The 12,280-nt window shown below is 70.1% G+C and carries 18 protein-coding genes and 1 pseudogene; 9 read left to right on the forward strand and 10 right to left on the reverse strand.

Features of this window, described 5'->3' with window-relative positions:
• Positions 1-54: 54 nt before the first annotated feature.
• Both C1N81_RS39975 and C1N81_RS39980 read left to right on the forward strand, forming a co-directional pair.
• Positions 55-783, forward strand: coding sequence for a gluzincin family metallopeptidase (locus tag C1N81_RS39975; protein WP_394436314.1), 729 nt, complete (start codon positions 55-57; stop codon positions 781-783).
• Between the two features lie 8 nt (positions 784-791).
• Positions 792-962: a hypothetical protein gene (locus tag C1N81_RS39980; protein WP_394436315.1), complete on the forward strand. Its 171-nt coding sequence runs from the start codon at positions 792-794 to the stop codon at positions 960-962.
• A gap of 173 nt (positions 963-1,135) precedes the next feature.
• Here C1N81_RS39980 and C1N81_RS39985 read toward each other — a convergent pair whose 3' ends face one another.
• A complete protein-coding gene (locus C1N81_RS39985; protein WP_394436316.1) occupies positions 1,136-1,603 on the reverse strand; it encodes a hypothetical protein in 468 nt (155 codons plus the stop codon).
• A gap of 146 nt (positions 1,604-1,749) precedes the next feature.
• On the opposite strand from C1N81_RS39985, the gene C1N81_RS39990 reads away from it, so the two are divergent.
• Both C1N81_RS39990 and C1N81_RS39995 read left to right on the forward strand, forming a co-directional pair.
• Positions 1,750-2,295 (forward strand): hypothetical protein, encoded by a 546-nt coding sequence (locus C1N81_RS39990; RefSeq protein WP_394436317.1) that lies wholly within the window; start codon positions 1,750-1,752, stop codon positions 2,293-2,295.
• Positions 2,288-3,469, forward strand: coding sequence for a site-specific integrase (locus C1N81_RS39995; protein ID WP_394436318.1), 1,182 nt, complete (start codon positions 2,288-2,290; stop codon positions 3,467-3,469). Before C1N81_RS39990 ends, C1N81_RS39995 begins: the two co-directional genes overlap by 8 nt.
• A 745-nt stretch (positions 3,470-4,214) precedes the next feature.
• On the opposite strand, the gene C1N81_RS40000 is transcribed toward C1N81_RS39995, so the two are convergent.
• The 3 genes from C1N81_RS40000 to C1N81_RS40010 are packed head-to-tail and all read right to left on the reverse strand — an operon-like array spanning position 4,215 to position 5,644.
• Complete coding sequence (locus C1N81_RS40000) at positions 4,215-5,072, reverse strand: ATP-dependent DNA ligase (protein WP_394436319.1); 858 nt, start codon at positions 5,070-5,072, stop codon at positions 4,215-4,217.
• A complete protein-coding gene (locus C1N81_RS40005; protein ID WP_394436320.1) occupies positions 5,073-5,288 on the reverse strand; it encodes a hypothetical protein in 216 nt (71 codons plus the stop codon). It lies immediately after the preceding gene.
• Positions 5,289-5,311: 23 nt separating this feature from the next.
• Positions 5,312-5,644, reverse strand: a complete 333-nt coding sequence (locus C1N81_RS40010) for a DUF6233 domain-containing protein (protein WP_394436321.1) — start codon at positions 5,642-5,644, stop codon at positions 5,312-5,314.
• 55 nt (positions 5,645-5,699) lie between these two features.
• Between C1N81_RS40010 and C1N81_RS40015 the strand changes: the two genes are divergently transcribed.
• Together C1N81_RS40015 and C1N81_RS40020 are read left to right on the forward strand one after the other, a co-directional pair.
• Positions 5,700-5,939 carry a hypothetical protein gene (locus C1N81_RS40015; protein ID WP_394436322.1) on the forward strand — a complete coding sequence of 80 codons (240 nt, stop codon included), beginning with the start codon at positions 5,700-5,702 and terminating at the stop codon, positions 5,937-5,939.
• Positions 5,936-6,121: a hypothetical protein gene (locus tag C1N81_RS40020; protein ID WP_394436323.1), complete on the forward strand. Its 186-nt coding sequence runs from the start codon at positions 5,936-5,938 to the stop codon at positions 6,119-6,121. Before C1N81_RS40015 ends, C1N81_RS40020 begins: the two co-directional genes overlap by 4 nt.
• A 269-nt stretch (positions 6,122-6,390) precedes the next feature.
• Here C1N81_RS40020 and C1N81_RS40025 read toward each other — a convergent pair whose 3' ends face one another.
• From C1N81_RS40025 to C1N81_RS40035, 3 genes are all read right to left on the reverse strand, one after another.
• Positions 6,391-6,672 carry a hypothetical protein gene (locus C1N81_RS40025; protein ID WP_394436324.1) on the reverse strand — a complete coding sequence of 94 codons (282 nt, stop codon included), beginning with the start codon at positions 6,670-6,672 and terminating at the stop codon, positions 6,391-6,393.
• Between the two features lie 202 nt (positions 6,673-6,874).
• Entirely contained in the window at positions 6,875-7,054 is a 180-nt protein-coding gene (locus C1N81_RS40030) for a hypothetical protein (RefSeq protein ID WP_394436325.1), read from the reverse strand.
• A 63-nt stretch (positions 7,055-7,117) separates the two neighbouring features.
• Positions 7,118-7,378: a GntR family transcriptional regulator gene (locus C1N81_RS40035; RefSeq protein WP_394436326.1), complete on the reverse strand. Its 261-nt coding sequence runs from the start codon at positions 7,376-7,378 to the stop codon at positions 7,118-7,120.
• Positions 7,379-7,544: 166 nt separating this feature from the next.
• On the opposite strand from C1N81_RS40035, the gene C1N81_RS40040 reads away from it, so the two are divergent.
• Entirely contained in the window at positions 7,545-7,913 is a 369-nt protein-coding gene (locus C1N81_RS40040; RefSeq protein WP_394436327.1) for a DUF6415 family natural product biosynthesis protein, read from the forward strand.
• A gap of 119 nt (positions 7,914-8,032) precedes the next feature.
• Here the strand turns inward: C1N81_RS40040 and C1N81_RS40045 are convergent, their stop codons facing one another.
• Complete coding sequence (locus C1N81_RS40045; RefSeq protein WP_394436328.1) at positions 8,033-8,644, reverse strand: GntR family transcriptional regulator; 612 nt, start codon at positions 8,642-8,644, stop codon at positions 8,033-8,035.
• Positions 8,645-9,213: 569 nt separating this feature from the next.
• Between C1N81_RS40045 and C1N81_RS40050 the strand changes: the two are divergent.
• A pseudogene (locus C1N81_RS40050) lies at positions 9,214-9,741 on the forward strand (MFS transporter); the annotation flags it as partial.
• A 13-nt stretch (positions 9,742-9,754) separates the two neighbouring features.
• Here the strand turns inward: C1N81_RS40050 and C1N81_RS40055 are convergent.
• Positions 9,755-10,489, reverse strand: coding sequence for a 2OG-Fe(II) oxygenase (locus tag C1N81_RS40055; RefSeq protein WP_394436329.1), 735 nt, complete (start codon positions 10,487-10,489; stop codon positions 9,755-9,757).
• A gap of 249 nt (positions 10,490-10,738) precedes the next feature.
• Here C1N81_RS40055 and C1N81_RS40060 point away from each other — a divergent pair, with 249 nt between their 5' ends.
• Positions 10,739-11,560, forward strand: coding sequence for a putative protein N(5)-glutamine methyltransferase (locus C1N81_RS40060; protein ID WP_394436330.1), 822 nt, complete (start codon positions 10,739-10,741; stop codon positions 11,558-11,560).
• A 22-nt stretch (positions 11,561-11,582) separates the two neighbouring features.
• Here the strand turns inward: C1N81_RS40060 and C1N81_RS40065 are convergent, their stop codons facing one another.
• Entirely contained in the window at positions 11,583-12,227 is a 645-nt protein-coding gene (locus C1N81_RS40065; protein WP_394436331.1) for a DUF4230 domain-containing protein, read from the reverse strand.
• Positions 12,228-12,280: the final 53 nt, after the last annotated feature.

The raw sequence follows: 12,280 nt of genomic DNA on the forward strand, positions 1-12,280 counted from the left end.
TGCTTCTCAGCCCCCGCCTTCCTGGCGGGGGTTTCGTCTTTTCCCGGAGCCCGTATGCGCACTGTTCGTTTCGCCTTGCCCGTCCTTCTCGCTGCTGTGCTGCTGGTGTTGGCGACCAGCCAGGCGACTGCTGCTGTCGCCTACTCGGGCACCGGCTGGAAGATCGCCACGAAGGACGGTGTCCACAGCCTCAGCCCCAGGCCCTACGTGATCACGTTCACGGACAGCGCCTCCCGCACCCGGCTCACCCCGTATGCGAAGGCGACCGCCAGCCAGCTCACGGAGGCGACCGGCACGGCGTTCACCGTGACGACCACCCTGGAGTCGGCGCCCGCGGTCGGCGGCTGCCCGGCCGAGCACCACCTGATCCTCGGGCTCAAGTACAGACCGTCCGGGACGGTCGGCATGAGCGTCGCGTACAGCTGCTACACCAACCGGCCCGGCCAGGTCGACGACCATGCAGCGTGGGGCGGCTGGTCGTGGATCGACACCGAGTACTGGCAGGCCAATTGGTTCTCCACCAACGCGACCGTCAACACGGCGAAGATCAAGAATGCGATCACGCACGAGATCGGGCACATGGTCGGCCTCGACCACCCGAACGTCGACCTCGACGGCGACGGCAAGGTCGAGAATGGCGAGTGCGTCCGCACCGCCAAGGGCTACCTGCCCGTCATGTGCTCACCCAACGGCGGCTACACGACCAGCGGGGGAGGCGGACTGTTCACCAGTCGCGACACCCCCGGCCTCACCCAGCTCGTCGCCAACTACGGCCAGGGATAAGGAGGGCCATGCCCGCACCGATTCCCGTACAGCCGCGCCGTGACCCCGGCGCCGCCGACATGGGCAGCCTCGTCGACCTCGGCGTCGTGGAGGAACAGCCCGAACCCGAACCGCCCGCACCGACGATCGATCCGTTCCAGGAGCCGGTCTACGAGCCGGCGCCAGACGACGCCGCATGAACGATGCCCCCGCTGCTCTGCCAACCGGCAGGGGAGCGGGGGCTTTCGTCGTACCCTGGCTGCAGTCGCTCGGCCTGAAAAGCCCACGCGCCGGGCGCATCCACCGTCCGTGACGTGAGAGCGGCTAGTGGACAGGAGGGCCGGAGCCGACGGGCACCGGCCCTCCGTAACAGCTAGGCAGCGCTGATCTCGTACAAGGTTCCGTCGACCTCGCGGGCCCGCGCGACGAACACCTGCATGGCGTGCGCTGGCGGCTCCATCCCCTCCGGCGGCTCCCCGCCGAGAGCGAGCCGGGGAACGCGCACCCGGTTGTAGGGGGCCGCCTCGCCGCTGATGGCGGCGTGCAGGCTGAAAGCGGGGAGGGCGGTGCGCAGGTCCGGGTTGAGGGAGCCGAGGAACTGCTGTACGCGCCGGACCTCGTTGCCGCACCGGATCTCGTCCGACGAGTCCCTCGGTTCGAGGTACAGGGCCACGCCGAGACCGGACGGCGCGATGGCGAACGGCGCCCCGTCGAAGTCGGGTGCGGGCGGTGGCCCGACGTGCAGATGCAGGAGGATGCCCGGCGCTGGCTCGACGGCGAGCTCCTCGTCGCCGACCTTGAGCCGGATCCAGTCGACGGACGTTGGCGCGGCAGTCGTCATGCCGCGAGGATAGCGGGGGGTGGCGAGACGGGGCGGATCGTCGATGCCATGCGGAGCGCCGTCTCTCAACTCCGGGAAGCGGCAGGGGTTACCGACGGTAGCTCAGTATAATTTCCCTTATACGTACCTGCATGAGAAGGAGGATTGTGAAGAGCGTCGATGAGTTGCCGGGCGTGCTTCAGGAACGGGCACAGTCCCTGCTTGACCAAGGCTGGTCCATCATTCTCATGCCGGACCAGCCCACCGACGTCCGTGTCCGCCTAGAAGCGGAGCATGCGAGCGGACACCGAGTCATGGTCGTCGCCCGCCCGAGCAACCAACCCGGACGCCCTACCGTGTGGCGAGGACGGAATGTCCGCTACTTCGCTCAACCCACCGGCAGTGATCGCTGGTACCGATTGGGCGGTGCAGCGAGTCTTGATCGCTACGCAACCACGCTTGCGCTCGACCCGGGCAGTGCCCCCTTCACGGCTTACGACCCCGCCGCGCTGCCTCACACCAAGACACCTCGCAAGCGGTGCGACTGCGCAAAGAAGCAGTTCACCGGGCGCCGTGCGGCTGAGGCGCTACTGGACGCGAAGATCCAGCGTGAAGTCCAGGGCGTCACTCGCAGGCGAGAACGCCGCAGCTACCAATGTGAGGTCGACCCCCGCGTCTGGCACCTGACCAGCCGGAAGGAGTGGCATGCCTAGCGACCCCGACGAGGTGGTCGATGCCGAACTCGTCGACGACGGCCGCCTCCCCGCCGCAGTCGAGCCCGAGTCGATCGCCCGGCCGCTCGTCGACCGGCACACGATCCTGCGCCCCAACGCGCCGATCCCCACCACGGCCGACCTGCCGACGTACACCGAGGCCGACTTCCGGATCACCGAAGAGACCGCCAAGCTCCTCGACGAGTCGCCGCCCGAGAACACGTCCCGCACCTACAACTCCGCGCGGTCGCAGTTCGAGGCGTGGTGCCGCGAGAATGGTCGCGTTCACCTGCCTTGCACCACCGCCACGTTCGTCGAGTACGTCGGGCACCTGATCCGCGCGGACAAATCCCCGTCGACCATCCAGGTCGCCATGTCCGCCATCCGCTCCTGGCACGAAGACGGACAACAGCCCGGCACCAAGGAAGCCAGCGAAGCCGTGCGCAAGCACGCACGCGGCTGGGCACAACGCCGCACCGCCAAGAAAGCCACCGGCATCCGCACCAACATGCTCGCCGCCATGGTCGCCACCTGCGACGCCGAAGCCGACAGCACCAAATCCACCCGCGACGCCGCACTCCTCACCCTCGGCTGGGGCATGCTCTCCCGCCGCTCCGAACTCGCCCACCTGCTCATCCAGCAGCTCACCATCGGAACCACCGGCATCCACGTCCTCGTCGCCTTCTCCAAGACCGACCAGGCCGCCAAGGGCGAGACCACCTTCGTGCCCGCCAACCCGGATGACCCCGCCACCTGCCCCGTCGTCCGGATCCGCGCCTGGCTTGAGGAACTCCGCCGCCAAGGCGTCACCGACGGCCCCCTGTTCCGGCACATCAACCGGGGCGGCACCATCCGACACCGGGCAACCGGGGAACGAGGAGACTTCCTCACCCCCGACGCCATCGGCGCCATCGTCAAGACCCGTGCCAAGCTCGCCGACCTACCCGACCCATCGAAGATCACAGCTCACGGGCTCCGGCGCGGACCGGCCCAAGAGATCGCTGAAGCGGGCCAGGACCCCACCGGGCAAGGCCGCTGGAAGCCGGGCTCCATCACGGTGCGGAAGCACTACGTCGAACCGGCGCAAGACGAGGCCAAGAACGCGATCACCGCCATGAGGCGCAAGCGGGCCGAAGAAGCGGCCAAAGAGGCAGGACCCGGCGGTGGTGCCTGAACACAGAGGTGCGGTCGCCGCCGCCCCAAGGGGCGCCACCGCAGCAGGTGGTTGCGAACACGGCGACCGCCCGATCACGGTAAGCACTCCCCGCCCCTTCTGTCAGCCCCTCGTGCCAGACTGATCCTGCACCCCGCCTCTCATCCCCCGTGGAGGCGGGGTGTTGTGTAGCTGCCAGAACCACAATCCGCTCTCGTTGTGGATCTGGCATTGTGGAGGTAGCAGCTGAACCGTCCCGCTGGGCGGTGTAGGCAGCTTCCGCCCGCTCGTCTGCTGTGGGGAAACCCCGGCACCCGAGATCCAGTCGGTTCATAGCCGAGCGGGCCTCGCGGACTGAACTCGCCCTCCCTGGCGGGGTAGGCCCGCAATCAAGGCCCCCGCTCGTGGCGGGGGCCTCTTTTCTGTCGGCGCTTCGTGGCATCCTGGCGATGCGGGGCCTGATGGCTGTCAGCGGGCAAGGGCGAGTCGATCGCGACGGCGGACCCGAGTCGGCTGCGGACAGTCGGGAGTCACCTCGTGCTACACCCTCCGCCCGACCGCAAGGCGGAGCGAAGGCAGTGTGGGGCTCGAAGTCGGGGTCACCCCCACGTGGTCTTCATCGTCTGCCGGGATCAGCCGGGCGTGGGTAACCGCAGTCCCTCCCGCTATCGACGGCCCACTCTGGGGTCTATCAGCGAGGCGGGGTAGAGGCCCCCGGAGACGCCAGCCTTGCGCCCGCCCCACGGATCGGGGCGGGCGCTCGTGCTCACCGCATCCTGGTCACGCTGACGGTGGCGTGCCGGGTGGTCCCGGCCAGCACCTCCACCACAATCCCGGCGCTGCTGGTCGTGTACGTCTCCCCGTCCCGCGTCCTCGCCCGCGTCCCGGCCCCGGCGAGGTGCTGTCCCACGTCGCGGCTGAGCCGGGGCGGGAGGGTCTGCGACATCATGCGCCGCCCGTCCGGCAGCCTGACGACGAGCTTCGTCGGCCTGGCCGCTGCTCCGGTGTAGCCGACGACCTCGGCGTCTACGGTCTCGCTGTGCCGCACCTTCCGCCATGCCGGGGAGCGGCCCGCCCTGTACGTGGAGCTGGCCCGTTTCGCTACGACCCCTTCGATGCCCTGCCCGGCCAGCTGCTCAATCCACGCCCGCGCCACGTCGGGGTCGCCGGTGGCGGGCACGGCCTGAATGGGCGGCGGCAGATCGGCGAGTAGGTCGAGGAGGGCCTGGCGCCGCTCAAGGTACGGTCTGCTCCGGAGGTCTTGGCCGGCGAGCATGACGATGTCGAAGGCCGCGTAGCTGGCTGGGTAGCGGGCGACGAGGTCAGCGAGCCGGCGCCCGCGCGCGGAGGCCCTGGATCGGACGGCCCCGAAGTCCGTTTTCCCGTCCCGCCAGATGACGGCTTCCCCGTCGAGGACGGTGTCGGCGGGGAGGTCCATTCCGGCGGTGGCAAGGTCCAACCATTGCTGGGTGGCGTCGCGGCCGGAGCGGGTTTGGATGCGGACGGTGTCCCGCCGCCACAGCACCGCGCGGTCGCCGTCGAATTTGGGCTCGTACATCCACCCGTAGCCTTCGGGGAGGACGGTGGCGGGTTCGGCGAGGGCGACAGCCAGCGGGTAGTCCACTCAGTCGGTCCAGTCGTCGGGTCCGCCGCCGCGCCATTCGATGAGCCCGGTGCGGACGACGTCGATCTCGTCGAAGGACTGGAGTCCGGCCTCCTGCATGAACCGGGCGACGTCTTGCACGTTGTAGGCGCGGCCGAGGATGGTGCCGTCGATGCGGATCCGTCGGCCGCCGTCTTCGTCGGGCGGATAGATCACTACGGGCTGCGGAGACGCCATGCGTCTAGCCTGCGATGTTCCGGCTAGTCGAGCACCCCGAGCGCCGTGTCCGGTCGGCAGTGCGGGCAGGCATCCACCCCTGCCGCGAGCGCCTGCCGCGCCTGATCCCGTTCGGCGGGCCGGGACCGTTTGCCCGCCATGTGGCACCCGCCGACGTGCACGTACACCGCGTTACGCCCTTGGAGTCCGCGTTCGATGACCCAGTCCGGGACCGGCGGCCGCACCTGCTCGCCGCGCTGCCGTTCGGCTTCCCGCTGCTCTGCTGCCGCGATGGCCTGGTCGAGCCGCTGCACCCACATGGCATGCCAGGTCCGCAGCGTGTGCAGCCGGGGCAGGTCAGGCGGTAGATCGGACACAAGTTCGATTCTATGCTGGTGGGGCACGCACAGCACACGAGCCCCGGGAGGCGGCATGCACGACCCCATCGCCGCCCTCGGCATCAACCCCGCCAGTCTGGCCGCCGCCCCGTCCGGCAGGCCGCCGTCCAGCCTCGTCCGGGCCCGGCTCGCACCACCCCACCCGGTGCCCTGCACGGTCTGCGGGGCCATGGCGGTCGCCAGCCGCATCGTCGAAGTCGACGACCAGCCGCACTGGCTCGACCTGTGTCGCGACGACCTTCTCCGCGCCACCGGGAAGAAGATCAACCCGTGACCGCAGGCAGATACCGGGTGACCCTGACCATCGACGGGCGCACCGTCATGAACGGCTGGTGGAACCGGCAGGCGACGGCGGAGAAGAAGTGGACGGCGGCCGTCGGCGACTACGGGCGCGACGGCTCCCGCGTCGAACTCGTCGACACCGACACCGGGGACGTGCTGAAGGCATGGCCGTAGCGGCGACCCTCCTGCCATCCTGGCCACATGCGCATCCTCCAGTCCTGGATCAGCAGCCCGCAGTGGCGCCGGGCCGTCGCTCTGAGCACCTTCGCAGCCATCGTGGTACTCGGCCTGATCGCCGCACTGCAACAGCTGTCAGGCTGACGGGGCAGCCCCGGCGTTGTCAGTGGCGGGCGGTACCGTTTCTACATCCATCAACCTTGCGGACTGGTGGCTGTACGACGAGGCCCCGCCCCGAACAGCACCGGGCGCGGGGCTCTCGGCTGTCAGGCCGCCAGCTCTGGGTGCCGCACGGCCTTCTTCACGGCCTGCTCTGCCGCGAGCCGGTCCTCTCGCGCAGCCTGCGCGGCCAGCGACTTCTCGGCAGCCTCCCGCCACGCCCGCCACTGCGCGTCGTATTCGGCGTGCTGCTCCTCAGTCCACTCCCCGGGCGGAACCCGCACCCCGTCCTCGCCCTGCGCGGAGAAGCGTTCCTGCAAGGCGAGAAGCTGCTGGTGCGCGTCGTGCGCGGCCTGCTCAAGCGGGATCAGATCGGAGTAGTCAGCCACGACGGGATCATAGATCGTTCACCATTCACCCATGACGGCGGCACTCCCGACGTACAGTGGAAGCGCGGCAGGACGTGCACGCCGGAGCCCAGCGTCCAGGGGACGTGGCGGCCAAGGGTCTCAGACGGAAAACACCCCGCCCCCTCGTTGGGGCGGGGTCTTCCTGTCTCTGGCCAGGCTTTTTGCCGGACCCGGCAAGAAGTCACGCCGCTTCGACGACGTCCCCCTGCTCGGCTGCCGTGGCGAGCGTCCACTCCGCGACCAGCGCTTCGTACCGGTCCCGCACAGCCGGGGACAGCCGCACACGCGGGTCCAGCCACAACTGGCGGATCTCCGCATTCACCTGCTCGGCAGAGCGCGGGACGGCCGGGGTGGTGGGCATGGCGATCAGTTTAGAGGCGCGGTCTGACAGGACCCAGCAGCCAGGCGGAACGGCATATGACGATCACTTGGCGCCTCCGTTGGGGAGCGCGATAACGAACACGCCCTTGCCCTGCACGCCCTGCACCAGCCCCTCGTCGGCCAGCACTTCGAGTGCACTCTTGATGGTGCGCCGCGACACCGTGCCGCCCGTCTCCTCTTCGAGTTCGGACTGGGAGGGTAGCCGGCGGCCGACCGGGATCTCGCCGCTGCGGATGCGGTCGCGCAGCACGTTGGCCAGCTGCACGTACATCGGCGTCATGGCATCCCGGTCAAGATCGATCATGCTCTGACCGTAAGAGCACCACCTGACCGGGCATAGATCGGGATAGCCCGACCGAGGACGTAACAAGACGTACCAAGTCGGCGTACAGTCATGTGGCAGGAAAACACCCCCGCATCCGATGACGCGGACCGGGGGCACGGCCGACGGCAACCAGCGGAGCGTCGACATGCATCAGCCTACGCAGCACACCCCACCCGACGAAGACACCCGCACCGCCCTCATCGCGGAAGCAGAAGCAGCCACCGGGATCCTGCCGCCCATCAGCCGGCTCGAAGAACTCGACCGGCTCCTGCGAGCCGAACTCGCCGCCGTGACGCGCACCGTCCGCGGCCAAGCCAACCGGCTCGACCACGGCACGACCGCCTGGTACCTCCGGGATCGCGCCATCGGTCAGGCGAAGGACACCTGTGCACGCGACCTCGGGGTGGGGTTACGCTCGGCTGCCCTGCACGTGTCGGAGCTCGGCCGCTGCCTCCAGGCGCTCGACGATTTTGCCCGCCCGGCAAACCGTAGCCAGAGGTCAGACGGGCTGTAGGCGATTCACACGGGGCGCGAACGAAGTGTCGAAACCGGTGCACCCCACAGGCTTCCCAAGTCGCATATATCTACTTCAATATGAAAGCTCGCCGGGCCCGGACCCCGCTCGACGAACCATCAGCGCAGCCTGATCCGCCACCGGTCCATAGGCAAGATCAAGTCTGCTGTCTCCACGGGGGCCCCATGCTCGTCCAGCCGCGTCCGCGCCACGTGATACGCCATCGCGTCCACCAGCAGCCCCAGCGCGTGCGCCTGCTCCTCCGTCAGGCAGACCGTGTCGAGCTCGGCCAGGAACCGCACATGCGGCCTGCGCCGGCCGCGCCACCACGTCGACACGAGCATCGCGGACCGGCCGCCCGGGTCGAGGCACTCGACCGTCTCGTGCTGCAGCTGGGCACGCACCGGGACACCGAGACGCTCGGCGAGCTCCTCCGTCGCGGGCCGCGGCCTAGTGTCCGTGGTCTCGCTGGAGTACGGCCAGGCGGCGTCCACGTCGGTGAGGGTGCGCACAGCAGCAGGATGCGCGACGAAGACACGTCTCCGCTCCTCGCCCTCAAGAACTCCAGCCCTGCGCAGGAGGTCGTAGGCGAGCCGCATCGTCTGTTCGTTGACGCCGTACTCGCCGGCGAGTTCACGACGGGACGGAAGGTCCGCCCCCACAGCCCAGTCGCCGCGGGTGATGCGGGCGTGGATGTCGTCGGCGATGCGCCTGTAGCGCGCGACTGGCATCCGAACCCCTGGCGTTGATCAAGAAGATCATGACGTGAGTCCGAAAGCTACGAAGGTGACGGGTGGCTGGATATATCCAGACCCGGCAGGCAGGCTGGCGTATGCCGGAAGCAATTGAAGAGTGAAGTTTCGAGGAGTCGAGAGTCAGGTCTCTCGGCTCCTCGAAGGGGCTGCCGGAAGGGCCGTATCCCCTACGGGCTCGGCCAGCAACCCCTGCGGGTACCCGGCGTCATGTGCCGCGTATCCATCCGAACGAGTGACCTATTTCCCGTGGCTTGCGCGGAGGTTGCTCGTTGAACATGGAAGCCGCAGCCGGAGACGGTCACTACCCCCAAGGTGTGCACCACGTCTCCGGCTGCGGCCTCTGCATTCTCTCCACCCCTACGCAGTGGATGCGAGTAGTACGCGCCCTCGTTGTCCACCCTTGACGGTCGACGGGAGCCGATGGGAGACGCAAGGGAGATGATCTCCGCAGTTCTCCGCGTGATTCCGCTACTAGCAGCGCGAATCAGCTAGATCGTGGACGTGTTGCCGCAGGTCAACGCCGCAGGCCAGCAGGTCAGAGGTGCTACCTGCTGATCTACTGCGTCATGTACGGCTTCACCCAGTGGCTGGAGGAGGGCCGCGGCTACTCGTCCGGGCACACCGGGCTGCTCATGCTGCCGATGTCCGTCGCCGCCCTGGTCTGCTCGCTGCTCGGCGCCCGCACCAAGGGCATCAGGGCGCCGCTCGTCGTCGCCTGCGTGCTCCTGACGGCGGGCGCCGGGCTGCTCACCGTCGTCTCCGGGCACACCCCGCTCGTGGTGCTGCTGCTCGCGGGCGCCTGCTTCGGCATCCCGCAGGGGCTCATCGGCACCAGCAACCAGGCCGCGGTCCAGGAGTACGCGCCCGCCGCCGACATCGGCGCCGCCGCGGGCCTGCAGCGCACCGCCCAGTACATCGGCGCCATCACCGCCTCCAGCCTGATCGCCCTCGCCTACGGGCAGCGCGCCGACGACGGCGGCCTGCACCTGATGGCGGGCGTCTCGGTCGCCCTCGGCGTCCTGCTCGTGATCGTCACGGTGACGGACTGGGCGCTGCACCGGGCGGGCCGCTAGAACCCCCTGCGTCTCACTCCGCGTCGTGGAACACGAGCCCCAGCGTGTGGCGGCGCCCCGAGCGCACCGTGTTCACCCCGTGCCGCATCGGCCCGTTGGACCAGCCCCGCACCGAGCGCACCGGCCGGTCCCTGGTCGTGAAGACCAGCGCGTGGCCCCGCGTGAGCGTCGCGGCGAACCCGCGGGTCTGCGCGCGGGCCCGCTGCTCCGTCATCAGGAACTCGCCGCCCCGGTAGTCGACGCCGGGCTCGTCCAGGCCGATCACGACCTGGAGCGGGAAGACCAGCTCCCCGTAGAGGTCGCGGTGCAGGGCGTTCCAGTCGCCGGGGCCGTAGCGGAGGAGGATCGGCGTCGGCCGCCTCTGGCCCGCAGCGTGACAGCGCTCCAGCCACTCCTCCAGCGTGTCCGGCCAGGGCGCGGGCCGGTCCAGGCGCCGCGCCCAGGACCGCGCGATCGGCAGCAGCCGCGGATAGAACGCGGCCCGCAGCTCCCGTACGAGGTCGGGCAGCGGGTGGTCGAAGTAGCGGTACTGGCCGCGGCCTAACCGGTAGCGGGCCATGTCGATCGTCGAGCGGAACCGGGCCACGTCGTCGTAGAGCGCGGCGACGTCCCGGCACTCGGCGGGCGTGAGCACGGGCCGGGCGGTCAGCGCGTGGCCGAACGCGTCCAGTTCCGCCGCGAGTCCGTCCTGGTCGACGGCCTCGATCCGGTCCCGCGCCGTGCCGGGAGGGGTGCTGGTGCTGGTCATGCCTCCAGGCTGCACGCGCGCGTGGAGCGGCGCTGGCGGGAATCGGACAGCGCGTCCCGTGCGGTAGTGTGACCGGGCCCCAAAGGTGCCACGAGGGAACGAGGAGGTGAGCCCGATCACCGCTGTGTCAGGTCAGGGACTCCCTTCTCCTGCCGTACGCACCGTCCGCGCCCGCTGAGTTCCGCCGCGGACCGGCGGCCGTCCGGCGCCCGGGAGCCCCACCGGCTTCCGAGAGGTCAACCAACAGCCATGTCGTCGCTCCCCACTTCGCCTTCCTCACCCGCCGCGCCCCTTTCGCCCCCGGCCTCCGACGAGGCCTCGGTCGTCGCCGCGTTGCGCCGCGCCGGCTGCGTCTTCGCCGAGGACGAGGCGCGCGTCCTGCTCTCCAGCGCCCGGGACGCGGCCGAGCTGGCCGCGATGGTCGGGCGCCGCACCGCCGGGCTCCCGCTCGAACACGTCGTGGGCTGGGCCGCGTTCTGCGGTCTGCGCGTCACGGTCGACCCCGGCGTCTTCGTGCCGCGCCGCCGCACCGAGTTCCTGGCCCGGCAGGCGCTCGCGCACACCCCGCCGGACGCCGTCGTCGTCGACCTGTGCTGCGGCAGCGGCGCGGTCGCCGCCGTGCTCGCCCGGCGGCGCCCCGCACGGCTGCACGCGGCGGACCTCGACCCGGCCGCGGTGCGCTGCGCGGAACGCAACATCGCGCCCCTCGGCGGCGAGGTCCATGAGGGCGACCTGTACGAACCGCTGCCCGCGGAGCTCGCGGGCCGCGTCGACATCCTCGTCGCGAACGGTCCCTACGTGCCGACGGACGACGTGCCGCTGCTGCCGCCCGAGGCCCGCGACCACGAGCGGCGCATGGCCCTGGACGGCGGCGCCGACGGCCTCGACGTCCTGCGCCGGGTGGCCGCGGGGGCGCCGCGCTGGCTCGCGCCCGGCGGTCTGCTGTTCGTGGAGACGAGCGAACGCCAGACCGCGGCCGCCGAGGCGGCGGTGCGCTCCGCCGGTCTGCGGCCGCGGGTGGCGCGGGACGAGGACCTCTACGCGACGGTGCTCGTCGCGGCGCGGCCCTGAGCCACCCCGCGACGGCCCGGGCTCAGGTCCCGTAGGAGACCTTCACGTCCTTGAAGCCGAGGGAGCGCAGCAGGCCGCGCAGCATGTCGGTGGTGTTGCGCTCGGCGCGGGCGGTGAGACCGCTGTCCCGCGCCGCCTCCCCGATGTGCTTCGCGGCGAGCTTGCGCACGGCCCGCTCGTCGTTCGGGTTGTCCGAGAACAGGTCGCCGAGCCGGTCGAGGAGTCCGCGCTGCTTCGACACGGCGTAGGAGCGGTCCGTGTCGAGCGCCGGGTCGCCGAGCTTCGCGTGCGGCAGCTTGAGCGTCGCCGACGTCCGCGCGTCGTTGACCCGTACGTCCCCGGAACCGACCTGCCCGAGGTCCACGTACGCGTCCACGCTGCCGGCCCCGACGTACAGGGTGCGGGTCCCGCGGATCGCGTCCGGGAGGTACTTCGTGTCCTTCTCCAGGTCGACGACGACCTGGAAGTTCCCGGACGCCGCCTCGAAACGGCTCAGGTCCCGTACCGACTTCAGCAGCGCCGGGCCCGAGCGGTCGTGCGTCTCGGTGCCGAACACGTCGGTCAGCCGGTGCACGAGGCGCAGGCCCGTGAAGACCAATACCAGGACCACCGCGAGCACACCCAGGAGCTTGGCCCAGCGGGGGAGTTGTGCGGCCCTTGACGTCATGGCGGTACCTCCTCTCCAGGAGGTCTTGTTCCACCGTATCCGCGTATCACGCC

The organism is Streptomyces sp. SGAir0957, from assembly GCF_043523415.1.

Coding starts and splice junctions, on each gene's coding strand:
- C1N81_RS39975 (WP_394436314.1), top strand. CDS start 55: ATGCGCACTGTTCGTTTCGCCTTGCCCGTCCTTCTCGCTGCTGTGCTG.
- C1N81_RS39980 (WP_394436315.1), top strand. CDS start 792: ATGCCCGCACCGATTCCCGTACAGCCGCGCCGTGACCCCGGCGCCGCC.
- C1N81_RS39985 (WP_394436316.1), bottom strand. CDS start 1,603: ATGACGACTGCCGCGCCAACGTCCGTCGACTGGATCCGGCTCAAGGTC.
- C1N81_RS39995 (WP_394436318.1), top strand. CDS start 2,288: ATGCCTAGCGACCCCGACGAGGTGGTCGATGCCGAACTCGTCGACGAC.
- C1N81_RS40005 (WP_394436320.1), bottom strand. CDS start 5,288: ATGGCGTCTCCGCAGCCCGTAGTGATCTATCCGCCCGACGAAGACGGC.
- C1N81_RS40015 (WP_394436322.1), top strand. CDS start 5,700: ATGCACGACCCCATCGCCGCCCTCGGCATCAACCCCGCCAGTCTGGCC.
- C1N81_RS40030 (WP_394436325.1), bottom strand. CDS start 7,054: ATGCCCACCACCCCGGCCGTCCCGCGCTCTGCCGAGCAGGTGAATGCG.
- C1N81_RS40035 (WP_394436326.1), bottom strand. CDS start 7,378: ATGATCGATCTTGACCGGGATGCCATGACGCCGATGTACGTGCAGCTG.
- C1N81_RS40040 (WP_394436327.1), top strand. CDS start 7,545: ATGCATCAGCCTACGCAGCACACCCCACCCGACGAAGACACCCGCACC.
- C1N81_RS40045 (WP_394436328.1), bottom strand. CDS start 8,644: ATGCCAGTCGCGCGCTACAGGCGCATCGCCGACGACATCCACGCCCGC.
- C1N81_RS40055 (WP_394436329.1), bottom strand. CDS start 10,489: ATGACCAGCACCAGCACCCCTCCCGGCACGGCGCGGGACCGGATCGAG.
- C1N81_RS40060 (WP_394436330.1), top strand. CDS start 10,739: ATGTCGTCGCTCCCCACTTCGCCTTCCTCACCCGCCGCGCCCCTTTCG.
- C1N81_RS40065 (WP_394436331.1), bottom strand. CDS start 12,227: ATGACGTCAAGGGCCGCACAACTCCCCCGCTGGGCCAAGCTCCTGGGT.